This is a genomic window from Flavobacterium paronense (genome assembly GCF_030409795.1).
GTDB lineage: Bacteria > Bacteroidota > Bacteroidia > Flavobacteriales > Flavobacteriaceae > Flavobacterium > Flavobacterium paronense.
Map to the genome: position 1 here is coordinate 1961372 of NZ_JAUFQN010000019.1, position 20425 is coordinate 1981796.

Sequence of the window (20425 nt, forward strand, 5' to 3'; positions counted from 1 at the left end):
GATGAACAAAATAGTATCAATTGTTATTTTATTTTTAGTAACTTTTACTACTAATGCTCAAGATAAAAAAGCAAAAGATTTGTTAGACCAAGTAACAACAAAGATTAAATCCTACGATAATATCGTTATCGATTTTAAGTATACTCTAAACAATCTAAAAGAGAACATTAACAAAGAAAGTAAGGGAAATGTGATAATTCAAGACAACAAATATGTGTTGAATTTCATGGGTGTTACCAAAATATTTGACGGTAAAAAAAACTACACCATCGTCCCAGAAGACGAAGAAGTTACCATATCAAGTTTAACTGAAAAAGACGATAACTCAATTACACCATCAAAAATGCTTACCTTTTTTAACAGCGGTTATAAATTTAGCTGGGATATTCTTCAAGATGTAAAAGGTCGAAAAATACAGTATATCAAATTAGTGCCAACCAATACAAAAGACCAACGAAAAGAAATCCTTTTAGGCATTGATTCCCAAACCAAGAACATCTACAACGTCATTGAAATGGGCAAAAACGGAACTAAAACCACACTTACTGTTAATTCTTTTAAAACCAATCAGCCATTATCAAAAAATCAGTTTACCTTTGCCGCCAGTAAATATCCAAATTACTACATCAATAAACTAGATTAATTTCGGGTGAAAATACTTGACAAGTACTTATTAAAATCCTTCCTCATTACATTTGCTACGGTATTTGTAATTCTATTTTTCATATTCGTTTTGCAAGTAGTTTGGCTGTTCATATCTGAATTGGCTGGTAAGGACTTAGATTTCATAATGATTTTGAAGTTCCTTTTGTTTAAAATGCCAAGTATTATTCCACTTGTATTACCCTTATCTGTTTTATTAGCTTCCATTATGACTTTTGGAAGTTTAGCCGAAAATTATGAGTTTGCCGCAATGAAATCTTCCGGAATATCATTGCAACGTTCCATGAGAACCTTAATTTACTTTATTACATTACTTAGTATTGTTGCCTTTTTCTTTGCTAATAATGTAATTCCGTATGCCGAATATAAATTCATCAACTTCCGTAGAAATATAGCCCAAGTAAAACCGGCAATGGCTATAGCCGAAGGACAATTCAGCCAAGTTGGAACTTATAACATTAAAGTTGAAAAAAAAACTGGCGATAATGGCAGATATCTTAGCGGTGTTACCATTCATAAATTGTCCACTATTGGTGCTGGAAGCAACACCGTTATCAAAGCTAAAAAAGGAGAATTAATAAGTAGTGAAAACTCAAACATTCTGAAATTAGTATTGAAAGACGGGAATTATTATGAAGACATTATTCCTAAAAAATTTGAAGATCGCAATAAAGTCCCTTTCGCAAAAAGCGAATTCAAAACCTATGTTTTCAATATTGACTTGTCAAAGTTGAACAGTGCGAATTTAGACGAAGAACAAATCACCAATACCAATACGATGCTCAATATTAGTGAACTAAAATTCACTCTTGATTCCTTACAAAAAAATTATAAAAAAGACCTAGTTTCCATTGCTGAAAATATAAACCTACGTTCAGCAATGACTACTTCAAGTTTTACTACTAATACCAATTTACCATCACTTAACACTGCCAATATCTTAGCTAATTTCTCTGAAAGTGATAAAACACAAATGCTCCGAGTAGCAAGCAGTAACGTTGATGCTACCAACTTTTCTTTAGAAAGTTCTCGCTTTGAATTGGAAGACAAAAAAATGAATATCAACCAACATTGGATTGCTTTTTATGACAAATTCGTAATTGCTTTTGCTTGTTTGCTAATGTTCTTTATTGGTGCACCTTTGGGTGCTATTATCAGAAAAGGCGGATTAGGATTGCCTATAGTTTTTGCGATACTTATTTTTATCATTTTCCACTTCATTAATACTTTTGGGAAAAAAGTGGCACAACAAGATGAATTAACACCTTTCTTGGGTTGTTGGATGTCTACTTTTGTTTTGACTCCTTTAGCAATAATATTAACCAAAAGAGCTACTGATGATAAAGGATTTACGATTAGTTTTGATTGGATAACAGATATTTATAACCGATTTATACCATCCAAAAGTGAAGAACAACTAACAGAACAACCTGTTGTAAACATCAAACCCGTTAAGGTTGAAAAAGATTCAGATTGGGAAAAACTCAACAAGCAATATAATATCTATAATACAATATCTTTGGTTGCCTATTTGCTGCTTTTAGGAATATCTTTCCTTGGAAAACCTGAAACGGTTATTGCTATTATATTGACGCTTACAGTTGCCGGTATTTTCTATTCCGCATTGATAAAGTCTCAACTATTATTGGGTAAAATAGGAACAATTACTCATAAAAAAGCAGATTTAAATATATATCAGATTATATTGGCAGGGTTTCCATTCTTTATCTTGTTTTATTTCTTCAATAGAAGTTATCTAAAAGAAATCGTTTCCGAATATACTAAAAGTACTAATTAATGAGCTCAAGTAAAATAAAACTCAACACAATAGAAGAAGCTATAGAAGACATTCGACAAGGCAAAATTATTATTGTAGTTGATGATGAAGACCGTGAAAACGAAGGAGATTTTTTGGCTGCAGCCGAAAAGGTAACTCCGGAAATGATAAACTTCATGGCTACTCACGGAAAAGGATTAATCTGTGCGCCATTGACCGAAAAGCGTTGTGATGAGTTAGAATTGCATTCAATGGTGAAGAACAACACCGACCACATGCAAACCGCCTTCACTGTTTCAGTAGATTTAAAAGGCCATGGTGTTACCACAGGAATATCAGCATCAGATAGAGCTAAAACGATATTAGCTTTGGTAAATGAAGATACAAAACCATATGATTTGGCTCGACCAGGACATATCTTTCCCTTAACGGCTAAACAAGGAGGCGTATTGCGCAGAACAGGTCATACTGAAGCTGCTATTGATTTTGCAAGATTAGCAGGTTTTAAAGCTGCTGGTGTGATTGTAGAAATCATGAATGAAGATGGTACAATGGCGCGCTTACCTCAACTAGTTGAAGTAGCTAAGAAATTTGACCTGAAATTAGTATCCATTGAAGATTTAGTTGCCTATAGAATGCAACACGATAGCTTGATTGTCAAGAAAGATGATTTTGAAATTGAAACCCGTTTCGGTAAATTCCGTTTGCGAGCTTACCAACAAACAACTAATAAGCAAGTACATTTGGCATTGACCAAAGGAAGCTGGAATTTAGGTGACCCAATACTTACCAGAATTAATTCTACACAAGCCAATAATGATATCCTCAATACGCTAGCCTCAACTATTGATAAAAAACTGGACGATGTTTTTAACCGAATTATCCAAGAAGAAAAAGGTGCAATCCTATTTATCAATCAAGAAGTAGATTCTTCAGATTTGCTAAATAGGTTGACGGAGTTGAAGAATTTACAAGCGGAAGGTATTTTTAAAGTGCCACAAATCAAAATGGACGTAAAAGATTTTGGTATTGGTGCACAAATACTTCATGATATAGATATCTCTAAAATACGTCTGATTTCAAATACGACACAAGCCAAACGTGTCGGAATGATTGGATACGGATTAGAGATTACTGAATACGTGGTTTATTAAATAACTTTGACATATCCAGAAAACAGAAAACCGAAAATTCATTTGGTTGATTATAAGTAAAAAGGTAGTAACGAATTTTGAGTAAGTTGCTTTATTTTTATATTTTTTTACCTTGAATTAACCTCAATAGTATTGCAATAATGGCAATAACTAATAAAATGTGAATAATACTTCCGGCACTGTAGGCAAAGAATCCTATAGCCCAAAAAATAATTAAAATAACTGCGATTGTGTAAAGAAGATTGCTCATAATATTTTTTTAATTTATAAAATTGAATAAGTAAAGAAAAAAATGATTAATGCATTTTTCCTTCAGAAAATAAATAGTTTTTTCATAATTATAGATTTTCAAGAATCTTAATTAGTTCTTCTTTAGTCTTCCCTAATTTGATTTGAAGTTTACCCATCATTTCTTCTTTTTTACCTCCCATAAATAATAAATCATTGTCGGTTAGCTTGGCAAATTTTTGTTTGAGTTTCCCTTTTTGTTCTTCCCAATCTCCGTTTAAGATAGCTGTGTTCATAGTCTTTTTTTTAGTATTAGAATGCTTTTCATAACACAACAAAGTTGCGGTGAATTTTGCCATTATGTTTTATATAGTTGTTTCAAAGAGTTTTAAAATTCACAGTTTTTAGTAAATTTATATTTGACTTTCATCTGCATCTTCCTTTATAATTTTTTCAATTTCTTCATCGATATACTCTCTGGCTAATTCTCTGATTTCTTGTTCGGTTTTTTGAGACGTATTCATTACCGAATTATTTGCTGGTTCATGGGAAGAAATAAGCTCATTAATTTTTAAATGTATTAAAGCAGAATATCTGTTGAATGATTTTTGAATGACGAACAAACTCAAGAATGTAATACCAAAAATGATGTCTCCAATGTTTTGATGCTGATTATTTGAGGTAAATAAATTTGTTGCCCACCAATATATTACAAGTATAAATGCCAAAATAAATGTAATAGCGTTCCCTAAAATTCGGGTGGCAATTGAAGTTAATTTTTCAAAAACTAGTTCCACTTTTAAATAAATAATATTCATACGTTATCACTATCTTTTTTATGATTTTTCATTAGGTTATGTTTTAAAGGGTTCTACCCATACTGATATGATTTGGAGCATATTTCAATAGTAAATTTTCTAAAGAGTTGAAATAGTCTTGCAAGATTTTAATGGTTATTTCTGGGTGTAAAGCATCCGGAATTGTCTCAGGCATTTCGTTTAAGAATTTTATCAATTCCGGAAATTCCTTACGAATGGTCATTGTTATCTTTGAAATATTCTCGTTAAGCTCTTTTTCTGTTTTCATCCTATATATGCTAAATAAAAAGCACCAAAATTGACTTTGGTGCTTTCTAAAGTTAAAAATTAACCAATAAACTAAACTTAAGCAATCTTTAATCACTATTCTCTCAACTATTTATTCCGTTTTCCTTTTCCGTTGCCATGATTTTCTTTTCGATCACCGTTGCCTTTCCAGTGTGTACCATTATTATAAAATTTCACTTTATGCTTTTTAAAATGAGTGTATGGACTACGACCATGATAATTATTTAAAACAACTATGTGACCCGTATTTAAATTGTAATTCCTGTAACGTCTTGGTAAGGCTCTTGATCGAACCCATGTTCCGTTATTAAGGTATATAAACTGTGATTGACGGATATCGTAATACGAATCTATGTCGGATAAATAATAATATTCTTCGGTTGTATATGCTGGTCCCCAAACCGGACGAGCACCAATATTTACTGTGACTTGTGCGGTTATTGAACTTGTTACGATTAACATCAATACAATCGCAATTACTTTTAGTGTTTTCATTTTTTTAATAATAAGTTAGTGTACGCTATCAGAAAATTATAATAAAATAATTAATAATAGAATGATTATAATGATGGCGCCAATAGATAAATAAACCCCATTTCCTCTAGCTTTTAAACTTTTTTTGATGGCACGAACTTCTTTTCTCAATTCTTTTTTCTCAGAAGATTTCATTTCGGATTTATCCATGGCTTTAATTTCATCTAAACGATCGAGCATATTTTTAACTTCAACAGGCATTTCTGTTTTATTGCTTATAGTACTTGGATTTTTTTCCACCGTATTTGGTGTATTTGCAAAAGCACCTATTGATAGAAGGAATACCAATAAATAATAGTTTAATTTTTTCATCTTTTTATTTGTTTATGTTATCCTGTAAAATTGATGATAATTAGCATTTGTAGTGTTACACAAATTTTGCTTAATGTTTCAAAATTCATAGTTTTCATTTTTATTTTTTAGAACTCTCCTTCAATTCTTTTTTCTTTTTTGCTTCGGCTTTTTTCTTTTTATTAAAATAACCTTTCAACAAAAAGTTATTTATATGATTTCGATAATAATGTAAAACACAAAATTGACAATGAAAACGGCAAACTAGTTGTAATATAGCTATATAAGGTTAAGCAAAGTTGGTGTTTAAACTTGAAAGAAGTTATATACTATTTTAAAAGAGTTGCAGAATTCCTATATTATGAAGTAGATACTCGCTTATACAACTTAACTAATTCATACCAAATAACAGCTAAAAAACCAATGCCAATACTCATAGATAACTGCGAAATACTTAAATGTTCAAAGCCAAAGAAATTGGTCAAAGGTTCTACATAAAGTAACAATCCGGTAATGGCAATTGTAATTCCGATAATTACTGAAACTAAATTGTTTTTATAGGCTAATGTTGTAAAAATAGAATAGTAAAAAGAGCGATTGACCAAGGTTAGAAATATATTGGCTGTAACTAAAACTACAAAAACCATTGTTCTAATAGTTGCTTCGGTAAGCCCAAGATAAATGGCATATTGATACAAAAATAATGTCCCAACTGTTATCATCAAACCTTGAATGATACTTGTAGAAAGTTCTTTCCAATTAAAAAAAGTGCTTGTAAACAGACGCGGTTTTTGCAACATGGTATTTTTTTCGATAGGTTCATTTTCATACACTATAGAACAGGTTGGTCCCATTATCAATTCTAAAAATATGATGTGAATGGGTGAAAAAATGTTAGGATATACCCATCCCAAAGCCAACGGAATAAATACTGTCAGGATAATTGGAATATGGATAGAAATAATAAACTGAATGGCTTTTTTTAGATTGGCATATATTTTTCTTCCCATAGAAATGGCATTAACCATTTTGTCTAAATCGTCATTTATTAGGATTAAAGATGCCGCTTGTTTTGCTATTTCCGTTCCTTTTTTGCCCATCGCAATTCCAATGTGAGCGGCTTTTAATGCTGGACCGTCATTTACACCATCGCCCGTCATTGCAACTATTTCTCCAGTAGCTTTTAAGGCGTTAATGATAAGAAGTTTGGCTTCGGGAAACATTCGAGTAAACAAATTAATTTCTGCAACTTTCATTTTAAATTCCGCGTCTGATAATTTCATCAAATCATCTCCCGAAATGCTATTTTCATAACCTATAAATCCAATTTGTTTGGCAACAGAAGAAGTGGTTTCAGCATTGTCGCCAGTGATTATTTTTACGGAAATTCCGGCTTTGTAAAAATGTTGCAATACTAAATGAATGTCCTTTTTGGGTGGGTCATAAAATGCTAATAGTCCTTTGAAATCCAATTGAAATTCTTGTTGCGTTTTTGGATAATTTTTGCCTTCAAAAATAGCTTCACCAACTGCTAATACACGATATCCTTCTATAGAAAGACTTGATATCGTGGCTAAAATTTGCTCTTTTTCTTTTGCCGATAATTTAGCCATTGACATGATTGCTTCAGCTCCGCCTTTTGCAGCGATAATTCGATTTCCTGATTTACCTCCAAAAATATGGGTCATCATTGGCGGTTTGCCCGATAAAGGATATTCGTGCACCATTTTAAAATGAGAACGTTCGTCTTTTTTGATGAATTTTGAATAGGCTTCGTGAACTGCCACTTCCATTGGATCAAAAGGCATAGGTTCACTTGCCCACATTGATAATGAAATTAACTCTTTTTCGTCATCGTTCAATTCGGTTTCTAAATCCGTAATTTTTTCAGATTTTAATGCAAATACTTTCGCTAAACTCATGGTATTTTCTGTAATTGTACCTGTTTTATCAATACAAATTACTGTAGCACTTCCGAGTGTTTCAACGGTTTTCATTTGCTTTACTATAATGCCTTCTTTCATCATACGCCAAGCGCCAAGTGCCATAAATGTGGTAAAAGCAATAGGAATCTCTTCAGGTAAAATACTCATCGCTAAGGTTAATGCTTTGAGTAAACTATCGAGTATATTATAGGAATGAAAATAATTTAATACCCAAACAATTCCAAAAACTAGGGCTCCAATGATTGCCATTTTCTTCACGAAATTCCCTATTTGTAGTTCTAAAGGTGTTTTTTCTTCTGTAATAGCTTCGAGACTTTTGCCAATTTTACCTAGTTTGGTTTCATTACCAATGGCTGTAATTGTTGCAATGGCTAATCCGCTAGCTACGGTTGTTCCTTGAAAAACTAAGTTGTCTGTACCCGACTTATCTTTGGTAACCGACATAGATTCACCGGTTAAGATGGCTTCATTTACCGAAAAGTCATTAGAATGTATAATAGTGCCATCTGCCGAAATGGACGTTCCTTCTTCTATTAGTAAACTATCGCCAATGACTAATTCTTCCGTTTTTATTTCAATGGTTTTTCCATTTCTGATGACTTTACAATTTGGTTTTGTAAACTCTTTTAATTTAGCTAATGCATTTCGGCTACGGGCATTTTGATAAGAAGAAATAAGTGAAATTAGTACAATTGATGATGCCAAAAAAAAACCATTAACTAGTTCTCCACTAATAAAATAAATAGTTGAAGCAAACAATAACAGCAATACCATTGGATCTTTTACAAATTTTAAAATGGCTTTTAAAAAGTGGTTTTCTTCTTTTAGATGTATGGAATTTTCGCCATGAGTTCTTCTTGAGAGAATCACTTCTTCGTTTGACAACCCTTTGATATTGAAATTTTTTACAGACATAATTGTAGTTTTTCAGTCTTACTTAACGAACAAATTTCAAATAACAAGGTACAAAATAGTTTACTCAATTTTAATGATTCTATGTAAAAAGATTGTAAAAATCTGAATGAAAGTTACATTCTATCCATATACCATTTGAGTTCTTTTTCTATTTTTTGGTATTTAAAAACCGTATTGATTGCTTTTTGTAATCGGACAAAAGCGGTTTCACTTTTCACCACATAATCAAACGCTTTGTGATGCATGCAACTTACAGCAACGTCAATTTTATCTTGTGAGGATAACATAATAACCGGTATTTCAGTGTCAAATTCTTTGATTTTATCTAAGGTTTGAATTCCGTTCATCGCATTTTTAACAATGCCGTCAAGATGAAAATCGAGTATGATAATATCGGGGGTTTTGGATAAAGCAGCAACGCAAAGTTCACCAGTGGCAAAGGTTTCTATTTCAAAATCGCCATGATGAAGAAACTCAATTTCTAATGCTTTTAAAAATACCGCATCATCATCTACTAAGAACAATTTGATTTTATTTTCGTTTTTCACGATATTATTTATTTAAATTATTTAATTCATTTTCCAATTCTGAACACGATTGCACACACACTTTTTCGAGTTTTACAACCAATTCATTTAACTCGACTGATGCTTCTAATCGCTCTGCATATTCCTGAATTTTCTTTGCCAATTCAGTAAATTGTGGATTGATTCCCATAATAGCAAATGAAGGAATCATTTTATGCACTGTTGCTTTTAATAACAACCAATCTTTATTTTTATGACTTTCTTTCATTGAAGAAATTAATGGTGGCGTTTGTTTTAAATACGCTTGTATCATTTCGGTCATTAATTTTGGATTGGATTTGGTCAATTTTGTTAAATAACTTAAATCCACGTATTTTATCATATCGGTTTCATTTTCACCATCAATTACATGTTCGATGATGACTACTGGTTTCTTAATCAATCCAATTAATTTGCTGTATAACAAACGTTCGTCCACTGGTTTTGAAATATAATCGTTCATGCCTACTTCTTTGCATTTGGCAACATCTACAGTAGTTACATCTGCCGTAAGCGCAATAATTGGAAGGGTTAACTTCATGGTCTTTCTAATGTATTCTGTTGCTTCAAAGCCGTTCATTTCGGGCATTTGCAAATCCATTAATACAATATCATAGTTGTTCTTTTTGAGTTTTTCAACCGCAATTTTACCATTAGCCGCAATTTCACATTCAAATCCGAAATCGTCTAACAAGGTTTTCATCAGTAATTGATTGAGCTCCATGTCTTCCACCACTAATATTTTGGTGTCTTTGATATCGGTATTTAATTCGAGTATTTCCGGTTCCAGTACGGCATCGGCATTTGTTTTCATAAATTTTAAAATGAAACTAAAAGTAGAACCTTTTCCAAAGGTACTGTCAACAGTAATGGTTCCTTTCTGAGCTTCGACTAATTGTTTTACAATAGCCAATCCCAAACCTGTTCCTCCAAATATTCTAGAAGTGCCGCTGGTGGCTTGTTGAAAGTTTTCAAAAATTTTCTCCGTTTTCGTTTCTTTTATTCCAATTCCAGTATCAGCAATAGCAAATTTAAGTAGAACCTCTTCATCGGTTTCTGATTGCAAGTTCACACTTACTGTTATCTTACCTTCATTGGTAAACTTCACGGCATTACTTACTAAATTTAAAATAATTTGATGTAATCTAACGGAGTCACCTAATAAAACTTCGGGAATGTTCTTATCGTAATGGGTAATTAACTTTAAATTTTTCTCCTGAATTTTGGTTTCAAAAAGATGCAACATGGCTTTTATTGACAAATGAAGTTTGAAAGGCGTTTTTTCGAAAGTCATTTTTCCGGCGTCCACTTTAGCTAAATCCAGAATGTCATTAATCAATACAATTAAGGCATCGCCGCTCATTTTTATTGCCGTTAAGTATTCTTTTTGTTTGGCTGTTAATTCGGTTTTGAGTACTACTTTGGTAAAACCTATAATGGCATTCATTGGCGTTCGAATCTCGTGACTCATATTTGATAAGAACTGCTGTTTTGATTTCACAGCTTCTTCGGCTTTTGTTGTCGCTGTTTCGGCTATTACTTTGGCATCTTCTGCAATAGAAGTTGCCAGTTCTGCATATATTTTGGCTTCGATTAATTCTTTTTCAGCTTTCTTTTGTTCGGTAATATCTCTTGCTACCACTACGGCACCAATAACATTTCCTTTATCATTTTTATAAACCGACCCGTTAAAAAGTACGTCGGTTAGTTTGTGGTCTTTTATGGTAAGCGGATAATCGACCACAAAACCTTTAGCAAAAACTTCTTCATACCCTTCTTTAGCTTTTTGTGGGTCAGTAAAATAAGTAATAAAGTCAGAACCTAGTAAATCTTCTTTGGATACATGTGTAACTCTAACTGACGCTTGATTGGTATCGGTAATTTTGCCTTCTGGACTAATGGTAAATAGAGGATCACGACTGGCTTCAATTAAGCTTAAGGAATATTGAGATGCTAATTCTAAGGAATCAGTATAAGCCTCTAAGACTTTACTTTCTAGAACTCGTTTTTCTTTTTCTTCGTTTTGGAAATTTAATTCCTTATCGGCAATTTCTAATTCATCGGCGCGATTTTGCTTTTCGTCAATTTGAAATAAAAGTTCTTTGTTGGCAATTTCTAACTCATCAGCACGATTTTGTTTTTCGTCTTTTTGAAAAGCTAATTCTTTATTGGCAATAACCAATTCGGCTGCTTTTTTTTCTTTAATTTTATTTTGGTATTCTAATTCTTTGTTGGCAAGTACTAATTCTTCGGCGCGGTTTTCTTTTTCCTGATTTTGATAAGCTAATTCTTCATTAGCAAGAATTAGTTCGTTTGCACGGTTTTCTTTTTCTTCGTTCTGAAAAGCCAATTCTTCGTTGGCAATGACCAACTCGGCGGCGCGTTTTTCTTTTTCTTCATTTTGGTACGCCAATTCATTATTAGCACTACGCAAGTCTAAAGCCCATTTTTGTTCGGCAATATCACGAGCAACAATTACAACACCTTTAATTACTCCTAATTCATCTTTATAAACAGAACCATTAAAAAGTACATCGGTTAATTTTCCGTTTTTGTGTCGAATGGTTAGCGGTGCATCTACAACAGAACCATTGGCAAACACATCTAAATATACTTCGAGTGCTTTTTGATGATCGGTGAAATAATTGATGAAATCGGAACCAATTAATTGCTCTTTTTCTATTCCGGTTACCTTTACTGTGGCTTGATTTAAATCGGTTATTTTACCTTCATTATTGATCGTTACTAATGGGTCTAAACTGGCTTCAATTAAACTTAAGGAATATTGAGAAACGTCTTTTTGATGTTTATTATGCAGCTCTAATTCAGCATTTCGCTTGTTATGATTTTTAGATAAATAATAAATAAAAATAACTAAAAGTACTAAAAACAAGAATAATCCGAAGAGTGAAATTTTTGATAATTTTACACTAGAAACATTTTCGTCTTTTCGTTCTTTTAATAAAGCTAATTCTTCAGAATTGATGGTTTTGATGTTTAGCCTGATGGCATCCATGGCTATCTTCCCTTTTAGAATGGCAGCTAATTCAATATCTTTGTTGCCTCCGTTTTTCTTTTTATTATCAATCAATAATTTTGACAAACCGATTCGTTCAGCAATAGATTCTTTTAATTTTTTTACCCTTATTTGTTGATTGGGATTGTCTTTTGTTAGTAGTAAAAGAGCGTTTATATCTTGATTAATTTGATTTAAACTTTCGTTATAAGGGGCTAAAAATGCTTTATTATTTGTTAAGGCAAATCCTCTAACACCTGTTTCTATATTGATGATATCTAAAAGAATTTCATTAGTTTTATTGATAACAAGATTGGTGTGATTTACCATTTTTTCTGATGACTTTACTACTAAAGTATTGTAATAAAAAATGGCCAATAGTATGGCAATCAAAGCAATTGCAATGTAATAAAAGAGTGTGTATTTTTTATTTAAAGTATAAGTCATTTGGGCTTTTTTACAATTATGATTCGTCTTTTGTGGTACGAACTAAACTTATACCGGTACCAAAAAACAACAATCCCAAAACACCATAAATGATTAGCATTTTAATGTCACGATTGCCACCAGAAGTGTTTAAAAATAGGTTTGCAGTATATATAAGTCCAACAATTCCAAGTATTGTTAATATGGCGCCAAAAATTCTTTTGATATTCATAATTGCTGTTTTAAGTAGTTAAATATCCTCTATAGAATTTCTCCTTTTATCTTTTAGTTGTTTAAAATGCGATGGCGAAAGTCCGGTTACTTTTTTGAATTGGGTGGATAAATGCGCCACACTACTATAATTCATTTTCCATGCGATTTCGGTAATATTTAGTTCTCCATAAATCATGAGTTCTTTGATGCGCTCAATTTTATGAGAAATGATGAATTGTTCTATTGTTGTTCCTTGGACTTCCGAAAATAAATTGGCGAGATAGGTGTAATTGTGGTTTAATTTTTCGCTTAAATAATCAGAGAAATTCACTTTTATTTCTTGTTCTGTATGGTGGATCATTTCAATAATAATATTTTTTATGCGTTCAATGAGGATGGCTTTTTTATCATCCATAAGTTCTAAACCAGACTCGAGCAGGCCTTTTTTTAACATTTCACGTTTCTCGAAAGTGATGTTTTCCATGATTTCAACTTCACCTAAATCGACGACAATAAAATGCAGACCCAATTTTTTCAATTCGTCTCTAACTGCTAATTTGCAGCGATTGCTGACCATGTATTTGATAAATAATTTCAAGAATAGATAGTTTTATTAATTTACTCAAATTTGATGCTTTCTATTCGAAATATGTTACACTATAAACAAAATAAGTTGTACAATTCAGATGTTTTCGAGCGTAATTCTTTTTTTGCCTTTGAGTTGTTTGAAGAAACTTGGCGTCAGTCCGGTTACTTTTTTGAACTGATGGGATAAATGGGATACGCTACTATAATTGAGCATATAAGATATTTGGGAGAGATTTAATTCGCCGTATAAAAGCAATTCTTTTACACGTTCTATTTTATGAGCGATAATGAATTGTTCTATAGTTATTCCTTTTATTTCAGAAAACAATTTAGAAATATGGGTGTAATCAAGCCCTAATTTTTCACTGATGTAATCGGAATAATTTACTTTAGGAAGTTCATCAGTATAATGAACCATTTCGATAATAATGTTTTTGATTTTTTCTATTAAAACTGCTTTTTTGTCATCCATCAATTCCAATCCGGATTTCAAAAGTCCTATTTTTAAAATACTTCGTTGACCAGGTGTTAAATCATCTATTAATTCAACAGTCCCTAAATCTAAAATAACATAGCGAAGATCCAGTTTGTCTAACTCTTCTTTGACCACCATTTTACAGCGGATACTTACCATGTATTTTATGTAGAGCTTCATATAAATTTGTTTTCAAAATAAAGTTATCAAGAATTTATAATTTAATCTTCGTAACCGCTTTTAATTATGGTAGAAATCATTTTGAATTGCACATTGGCATTAAAGCGATGTCTGGCATGTGCAGGAATAATAATTCCTTGTCCTAGAGTTAGTTTGTGTTTTATCTTGTTGAAAATAATTTCAGCAGTTCCATCAATTATTTGTATATAATTGTCAAATGGAGAAGTTTTTTCGGCTAATTCTTCTCCAGCATCAAAAGAGGAAGCCGTAATGTTACCTGTAGTTTTTTTAATTATTGTTTTACTTAATACAGCATTAGGTATGTACTGAATGATTTCGACAATGATATGTGATTTTCCTTTTTCAATTTCTAGGGCTTCCATTTTTGTTGAGAAACTTACCGATTAATTCAAAATTCGCACTAAGCGATTGTATTGAAAAATAACTTTCTATTACAAATGTGATGTTTATAATTGGTTAAATAAGTAAACATTTCTTAAAATAAGTTATATAATTCTTAGGTCTTGTTATTTATATGGATAAGAATGGCTTTAAAAAAATTCAACATTTTTAGGCCTTCTTAGTATCCTGTTCTATATTGGTTCGGTACTTGTTCGGTAAAAGCTCCATTTTGCCAAAGCGCTACCGAACGAATATCGAACATGTATCGAACAAAACACGAATAATTATAGAGCAAAGGGACAGTAAAGGACAAAACCGGACATTATCGGACATGCTAATTTCAAAATCTGTTCTAAAATGGAATGATTTGTTTTTTAATTAAGGTGTAAGTGAAATTCAAGTACAAATTGTTTTCCCTTATTAAATCACTAGTACTTTTTGGTAGTCTTGAGATATGGTTATAGCCTAAATCGAATTTTATAGCATCATTAGGCTTAAATGTTATGTTAGCTACTGTTCTGTTTTGATCAAATAGATGTTGGGAATCCGTTCCATAGGCATTTATGAATATTTCATCGCCAATATCCAGATTGTATTTTGGATTTAAATCATATCGCAACCCTAGGCGTTGCCTTACTCGAATAACATTCTCTGTTGCTCCTTCAAATACTCGGTATTCGAAAGCCGTTCTATTGAGAAGAAATAAATTTGAGGTCATTTTGTGCTGCACTTCGATAGCTGCCGAGAATCTATATTCACTGGTAGGGCTAGCTGATTCATCCGATTGCTTTTGGATAATTTTGTAGTTTGAAAAATAGGCAAAAGGAGATATTGCAAATGTGACCTTTTCACTTTGTTTGAAATAGCACCAAGTTCTGAATGAATATAATAGTTTTTTATCCAAAGGGTTTTCGTTATCAAAACCATTTTGACGACGGAGTTGCCCTTCGAAATCAGTCTTAAATTTAGTTCCAATGGGTATACTCAAAGTTGCTCTAAACCAACTATTAGTATGCTCTTGCGCTTTTACCTTACTACCAGCTAAAACAACCAGTATTAGTAAGAGAATGCCTCTTTTCAATTTTTAGTCTTTAATGCCGAGTTTCTTTAAAATATCTTCCATCAAACACCATTTGGTAAAAGATGATTGTAAAAGATTGACACCTACAAAAGCGGTAAACCATAACCAATTCTGATTTACATATACAGCCAATAGAAGACTGATTATGATAAAAATTCCAGCTATAGCTCTTATTAGTCTGTTGATCATATTTTAGATTTTTAGGTTGTTGAATTACTAGATTTTTCGATGTTGAGTACTGCAATGTGAATGTGTGATAACGACACTTGAGCAGTATTGAATTCAGTTATTAAATTAAAAAGGTGGTTTACGTTTTCTTTTTTAACGAAAGCATAAAAGAGAATGGATTCCGTTTCGTTTACTTCTGAAGCAAACCAATTTTCAGGGGTTGCTGTATCTGAAAAATCCATATACCCGGTTACTTCCCTGAATGAATAGGTTTTGACATCCGCTTTTTTTAAAATGGTTTTGATATCCTTTTGAAAGGCTATGCTTGAAGTGATAATTACTAATTTCATTTTTTTTACTTTTTAAAGAATTATTTTTCCCATTTTTTCCTTTCGGTTACATAGTAGATGATTGGCACTACTAAGAGCGTTAGTATCGTAGAAACTATAGCTCCAAATACTAACGATATCGCCAATCCTTGAAATATAGGGTCAAATAGTATAATAGAAGCTCCAATTACTACAGCTCCGGTAGTTAATAATATTGGTGTAGTTCTGACGGCTCCTGCTTCTATAATGGCTTGTTTTAAGGGAATACCCTCTTGTAATCGAATCTCGATAAAGTCTATTAGTAATACCGAGTTCCTCACCATAACTCCGGCTAAGGCAATCATTCCGATAAAGGAAGTAGCTGTAAAAAATGCTCCCAATAACCAGTGACCCAATACAATTCCGATTAACGAAAGAGGAATCGCCATCATCATCACCATTGGTGTTTTAAAGTTTTGGAACCAACCTACAATCAGCATGTAAATGATTACGATAACAATCATAAAAGCGAGCCCTAAATCACGGAATACTTCTAAGGTTATTTGCCATTCCCCATCCCATTTTACCGTAAAATCACTTTCGTCTGTAGGTTGTTCCATATAAAGCTCGTTTACTTTATAGCCTTTGGGCAATGCCATTTTTTGCAGTTTTTCATTCATCCCCAAAATGGCGTATACGGGACTTTCCAATGCTCCCGCCATATCTGCTGTTACATAAACTACCCGTTTTTGGTCTTTGCGGTAAATGGTTTTTTGTAAAGTGTCCTGAACTACTTTCACCAAATCACTCACCGGAACTACATTGCCGCGATTGCCTTTTATTTTTAGGTTTTCGATGTCTTGTAAACTGGTTTTGTCTTTATCATCAAGTGAAAGCACGATGCCTACATTGTCGTTCGAGTTTTCATCATAGAGATTTGAAACCGGATATTCTTTTAGTAAATAAGTTAAGTTTCCAATTACTTGTTGTGGCGCAATGCCATTAAGCATCGCTTTCTCTTTATCGACTTCCAAACGGTATTCGGTTTGGTTGTCTTCGGTCATCCAATCTACATCCACAATATCGGATGTTGTAGCTAAAATGTTTTTTACCTGATTGGCTACTTTGATTTGGTCTTTGTAATTTGGCCCATAAATCTCCGCTACCAAAGTGGACAATACAGGTGGTCCCGGCGGCACTTCAATAATCTTAACATTGGCACCATATTTTTCGGCAATTTTTTGCACTTCGGGACGCACTTCTTTGGCAATGCCATGACTTTGCATATCACGGTCTTCTTTATGCAATAAATTCACTTGAATATCTGCCATGTTACTTCCACCACGCAAATCATAATGACGCACCAATCCGTTAAAAGTAATTGGTGCTGATGTTCCTATATAGTTTTGATAGTTTACTACTTCTGGAACGGTTGAAAGGTATTGCGCTATTTCCTGTGTAACAGCTGCGGTTCTTTCTAAGGTGGTTCCTTCTGGCATATCAATCACTACTTGGAATTCGTTTTTATTATCAAAAGGCAGCATTTTTACCACTACCGATTTGGTGAAGAACATAGTTACTGAACCCAAAAGTAGTAAGACTGTAATCCCCACTAAAAGTCTACGCTTCTTACTGCTTTCCAACAATGGTCTTTCGAGTTTGTTGTAGATTTTATAAATGAATGATGTTTCTAAACCCTGTTCTGCTTTGTGTTCCTGAGTTTCTTTTTCCTGTAACAAATGATAGCCCAGATAAGGTGTAACAGTTAAGGCAACAAATAAAGATAGTAACATCGCTATAGAAGCTCCAATAGGCATCGGACTCATATAAGGTCCCATCATGCCTGATACAAAGGCCATAGGTAGAATAGCGGCAATAACGGTAAAAGTCGCTAAGATGGTTGGATTTCCTACTTCATTTATAGCATATATTGCCGCTTGTTTGAATGGCAGTCGCTTCATTTTGAAATGGCGGTGCATGTTCTCGGCAATGATGATGCTGTCATCTACAACTATACCAACCACAAAAACTAAGGCGAAAAGCGTAATTCTGTTTAGAGTATAGCCTAATAGGTAATAGGCAAATAAGGTTAAGGCAAAAGTCAGTGGTACTGAAAAAAATACTACTAATCCACCTCGCCAACCCATTGCCAATATTACTAAAAGTGTAACGGCAATAATGGCAATTCCCAAGTGAAGCAATAATTCACCCACTTTATCAGAAGCAGTTTCTCCGTAATTACGGGTCACTTCTACATGAACATCGTCAGTAATAATTGTTTTTTTCAATTGGTTGACCCGATCCAAAATCTTTTCCGATATCTTCATGGCATCGGCTCCTTTTACTTTTCCGATAGAAATGGTTACTGCTGGATATTCTGACTTTGCTGTTTTGAATTTTTCATTGGCTTTGCCATAACCAAACGATACATAGCTGCTTGGCGTTGATGGACCGTCTTCTACTTTGGCTACTTGTTTTAAATATACCGGTAAATTGGCATTGACACCTACTACTAAATTCTCAACATCTTCGGATGATTTTAAAAACTGTCCTGTGGTAACTAAATATTCTTTATCGCTATTTACAAAACTGCCCGATTGCGAGCTGCCATTATTGGCTTGAATCATTTGCATAATGCCCAAAGCATCTATACCGTTTTCGGCCATTTTATCTTTGTCTAAGACTACTTTTACTTCACGATTTCGCCCTCCAATTTCTCTGGTGATGGCAACATCTTTTACTTTTTCTACCTCTGAAGTTACTTCTTCAGCAATTTGACGTAATTCAAAATCATTCAATTTATCACTCCATAAGGTCAATCCTAACATTGGGACATCATCAATGGAACGTGTTTTTACAATAGGTTTGTAAACGCCTTGCGGAAACATATTTTCGTGCTTGGCCAACTCGTCGTATAGTTTTACATACGAACGTTCTACATCCTGACCCACATAAAATTGTACTATCAACATTGCCTGACCGTTCATTGCCATACTATGTACATGTTCTACACCTTTGATGTTGGAGAGTATTTTTTCTAAGGGTTTTACCACACGACTTTCTACTTCTATCGGGTTTGCTCCCGGATAGCCAACCATTACGTCAGCCATTGGCACATTAATTTGTGGTTCTTCTTCACGGGGAATTAAGAACGAACTATAGACACCAATGATCATCAATCCTACCATTAACAGAATAGTTAACTTGGAATGGATGAAAAAATGGGCGATTTTACCTGATATACCTTCTTGCATTTTTTAGATTTTTAGAATATTAGCTTCTTAGACAGTAAACAATGATTATTGGATAACTACTTTTGCTCCGTTATATAATTTACCTTCTGCTGAAAGGATGTATTGTTCGTTAGCTGATAAACCAGATAATATTTCTACCTGACTGCCATAGGTTTTGCCAATGCGCAGCCATCTTAATATGGCTATATCTTTGTTGCCTATGGTATAAATTCCGGTTAGTTGTCCTTGATGAATTAAAGCGCTTTCGGGCACTACAACTTTGTTTGTGGTGGTTGTAGTTGCTTGTTTCTTACTAACCAATGGAAACTGTACATTGACAAACATGCCCGATAGCACTTTAGTATTACTGTTGTTTAAATTTATTTTGACCAAATATTGTCCGCCTGTGTTTTTTGCCGAACCACTTACTTCAATCACTTTTCCTGTTAAAGTCTGATTGGTCGATTTTACCAAAACTTTCACGTTCATACCGTTTTGAATGGAAGTAATATCACTTTCAGAAACCATTGCTGTTATTTGTAAGCGCGAAGCACCTTCAATGCTTACTAATGGCATTCCGGGATTGGCCATATCGCCTTCTTTGATAAAAGTATTGGTCACTTCTCCTGAGAATGGAGCGGTAATATTGGAGTAAGAAAACTGCGCCATGACTTCGTTACGCATTTGTTTGGCTCCTTCTAAACCTGCTTTTGCCATTTCATAGCGTGAGGTCATATCATCCAGTTCTTTTTGAGAAGCGCTTTGTTGGTTGAATAATGCTGTAAAGCGATCGAAATCTTTTTTTGCATTGTTATACGTTGCCGTAGCTTGTAAAATTGATGCATCTACTTGGGCTTTTTTGGCCTGCAAATCGGCGTTGTTGATACTTACCAACAATTGTCCTGCAGTTACTTTTTGACCCACTTTGACATTTACCTTGGTCACATAGCCCATCATGCGAGTGCTTACATTAGCACTGTTTTCGGCTTCAATCTTACCGCTGGCTGAAACAAAATCAGGATTGTTGTCAGCTACGATGCCACTTACTTTTACAAGAATGCCAGCTTCATTGTTGGTTACTTCTTTTTTCTCCTTTCCACAAGAAAGCATTAATGTTAATCCGATTGTGAGTAGTGGTATATATATCTTTTTCAT

General features: G+C 33.3%; 20 protein-coding genes and 1 pseudogene. 3 read left to right on the forward strand and 18 right to left on the reverse strand.

The window, feature by feature from the left end:
- The first annotated feature begins 1 nt into the window (after position 1).
- The 3 genes and pseudogenes from lolA1 (at position 2) to ribB (ending at position 3594) form a co-directional block, all read left to right on the forward strand.
- The gene (gene lolA1, locus QWY90_RS09885) at positions 2-643 is read left to right on the forward strand and encodes an outer membrane lipoprotein periplasmic chaperone LolA1 (RefSeq protein WP_290285751.1); all 642 of its coding nucleotides are present in this window, start codon (positions 2-4) and stop codon (positions 641-643) included.
- A gap of 6 nt (positions 644-649) precedes the next feature.
- Positions 650-2077 (forward strand): annotated as a pseudogene (locus QWY90_RS09890) (LptF/LptG family permease); the annotation flags it as partial.
- 383 nt (positions 2078-2460) lie between these two features.
- Entirely contained in the window at positions 2461-3594 is a 1134-nt protein-coding gene (gene ribB, locus QWY90_RS09895) for a 3,4-dihydroxy-2-butanone-4-phosphate synthase (protein WP_290285753.1), read from the forward strand.
- A 97-nt stretch (positions 3595-3691) separates the two neighbouring features.
- On the opposite strand, the gene QWY90_RS09900 is transcribed toward ribB, so the two are convergent.
- The 18 genes from QWY90_RS09900 to QWY90_RS09985 all read right to left on the reverse strand — a co-directional run bounded on the left by QWY90_RS09900 (position 3692) and on the right by QWY90_RS09985 (position 20425).
- The gene (locus QWY90_RS09900) at positions 3692-3844 is read right to left on the reverse strand and encodes a lmo0937 family membrane protein (RefSeq protein ID WP_290285754.1); all 153 of its coding nucleotides are present in this window, start codon (positions 3842-3844) and stop codon (positions 3692-3694) included.
- Between the two features lie 88 nt (positions 3845-3932).
- Positions 3933-4181 (reverse strand): CsbD family protein, encoded by a 249-nt coding sequence (locus QWY90_RS09905; RefSeq protein ID WP_336622159.1) that lies wholly within the window; start codon positions 4179-4181, stop codon positions 3933-3935.
- A gap of 54 nt (positions 4182-4235) precedes the next feature.
- A complete protein-coding gene (locus QWY90_RS09910) occupies positions 4236-4640 on the reverse strand; it encodes a low affinity iron permease family protein (RefSeq protein WP_290285755.1) in 405 nt (134 codons plus the stop codon).
- 43 nt (positions 4641-4683) lie between these two features.
- A complete protein-coding gene (locus QWY90_RS09915) occupies positions 4684-4863 on the reverse strand; it encodes a hypothetical protein (protein ID WP_290285756.1) in 180 nt (59 codons plus the stop codon).
- Positions 4864-5015: 152 nt separating this feature from the next.
- Positions 5016-5423 (reverse strand): hypothetical protein, encoded by a 408-nt coding sequence (locus QWY90_RS09920; protein ID WP_290285757.1) that lies wholly within the window; start codon positions 5421-5423, stop codon positions 5016-5018.
- 36 nt (positions 5424-5459) lie between these two features.
- The gene (locus QWY90_RS09925; protein ID WP_290285758.1) at positions 5460-5774 is read right to left on the reverse strand and encodes a hypothetical protein; all 315 of its coding nucleotides are present in this window, start codon (positions 5772-5774) and stop codon (positions 5460-5462) included.
- 338 nt (positions 5775-6112) lie between these two features.
- Positions 6113-8614 (reverse strand): cation-translocating P-type ATPase, encoded by a 2502-nt coding sequence (locus QWY90_RS09930; protein WP_290285759.1) that lies wholly within the window; start codon positions 8612-8614, stop codon positions 6113-6115.
- A 113-nt stretch (positions 8615-8727) separates the two neighbouring features.
- The gene (locus QWY90_RS09935; protein WP_290285760.1) at positions 8728-9162 is read right to left on the reverse strand and encodes a response regulator; all 435 of its coding nucleotides are present in this window, start codon (positions 9160-9162) and stop codon (positions 8728-8730) included.
- Between the two features lie 4 nt (positions 9163-9166).
- Positions 9167-12643, reverse strand: coding sequence for a CHASE3 domain-containing protein (locus QWY90_RS09940; RefSeq protein ID WP_290285761.1), 3477 nt, complete (start codon positions 12641-12643; stop codon positions 9167-9169).
- A gap of 16 nt (positions 12644-12659) precedes the next feature.
- Positions 12660-12854 (reverse strand): hypothetical protein, encoded by a 195-nt coding sequence (locus QWY90_RS09945; RefSeq protein WP_290285762.1) that lies wholly within the window; start codon positions 12852-12854, stop codon positions 12660-12662.
- Between the two features lie 18 nt (positions 12855-12872).
- On the reverse strand, positions 12873-13412 hold the full coding sequence (locus tag QWY90_RS09950) for a helix-turn-helix domain-containing protein (RefSeq protein ID WP_290286962.1): 540 nt from the start codon (positions 13410-13412) through the stop codon (positions 12873-12875).
- 105 nt (positions 13413-13517) lie between these two features.
- Entirely contained in the window at positions 13518-14078 is a 561-nt protein-coding gene (locus QWY90_RS09955; protein ID WP_290285763.1) for a helix-turn-helix domain-containing protein, read from the reverse strand.
- 41 nt (positions 14079-14119) lie between these two features.
- Positions 14120-14461, reverse strand: coding sequence for a cupin domain-containing protein (locus QWY90_RS09960; RefSeq protein ID WP_290285764.1), 342 nt, complete (start codon positions 14459-14461; stop codon positions 14120-14122).
- Between the two features lie 371 nt (positions 14462-14832).
- Positions 14833-15561, reverse strand: a complete 729-nt coding sequence (locus tag QWY90_RS09965) for a DUF2490 domain-containing protein (RefSeq protein ID WP_290285765.1) — start codon at positions 15559-15561, stop codon at positions 14833-14835.
- Positions 15562-15564: 3 nt separating this feature from the next.
- Entirely contained in the window at positions 15565-15750 is a 186-nt protein-coding gene (locus QWY90_RS09970; protein ID WP_290285766.1) for a YgaP family membrane protein, read from the reverse strand.
- A gap of 11 nt (positions 15751-15761) precedes the next feature.
- Positions 15762-16079 carry a hypothetical protein gene (locus tag QWY90_RS09975; RefSeq protein WP_290285767.1) on the reverse strand — a complete coding sequence of 106 codons (318 nt, stop codon included), beginning with the start codon at positions 16077-16079 and terminating at the stop codon, positions 15762-15764.
- Positions 16080-16099: 20 nt separating this feature from the next.
- Entirely contained in the window at positions 16100-19291 is a 3192-nt protein-coding gene (locus QWY90_RS09980) for an efflux RND transporter permease subunit (protein ID WP_290285768.1), read from the reverse strand.
- A gap of 45 nt (positions 19292-19336) precedes the next feature.
- Positions 19337-20425 carry an efflux RND transporter periplasmic adaptor subunit gene (locus tag QWY90_RS09985; protein WP_290285769.1) on the reverse strand — a complete coding sequence of 363 codons (1089 nt, stop codon included), beginning with the start codon at positions 20423-20425 and terminating at the stop codon, positions 19337-19339.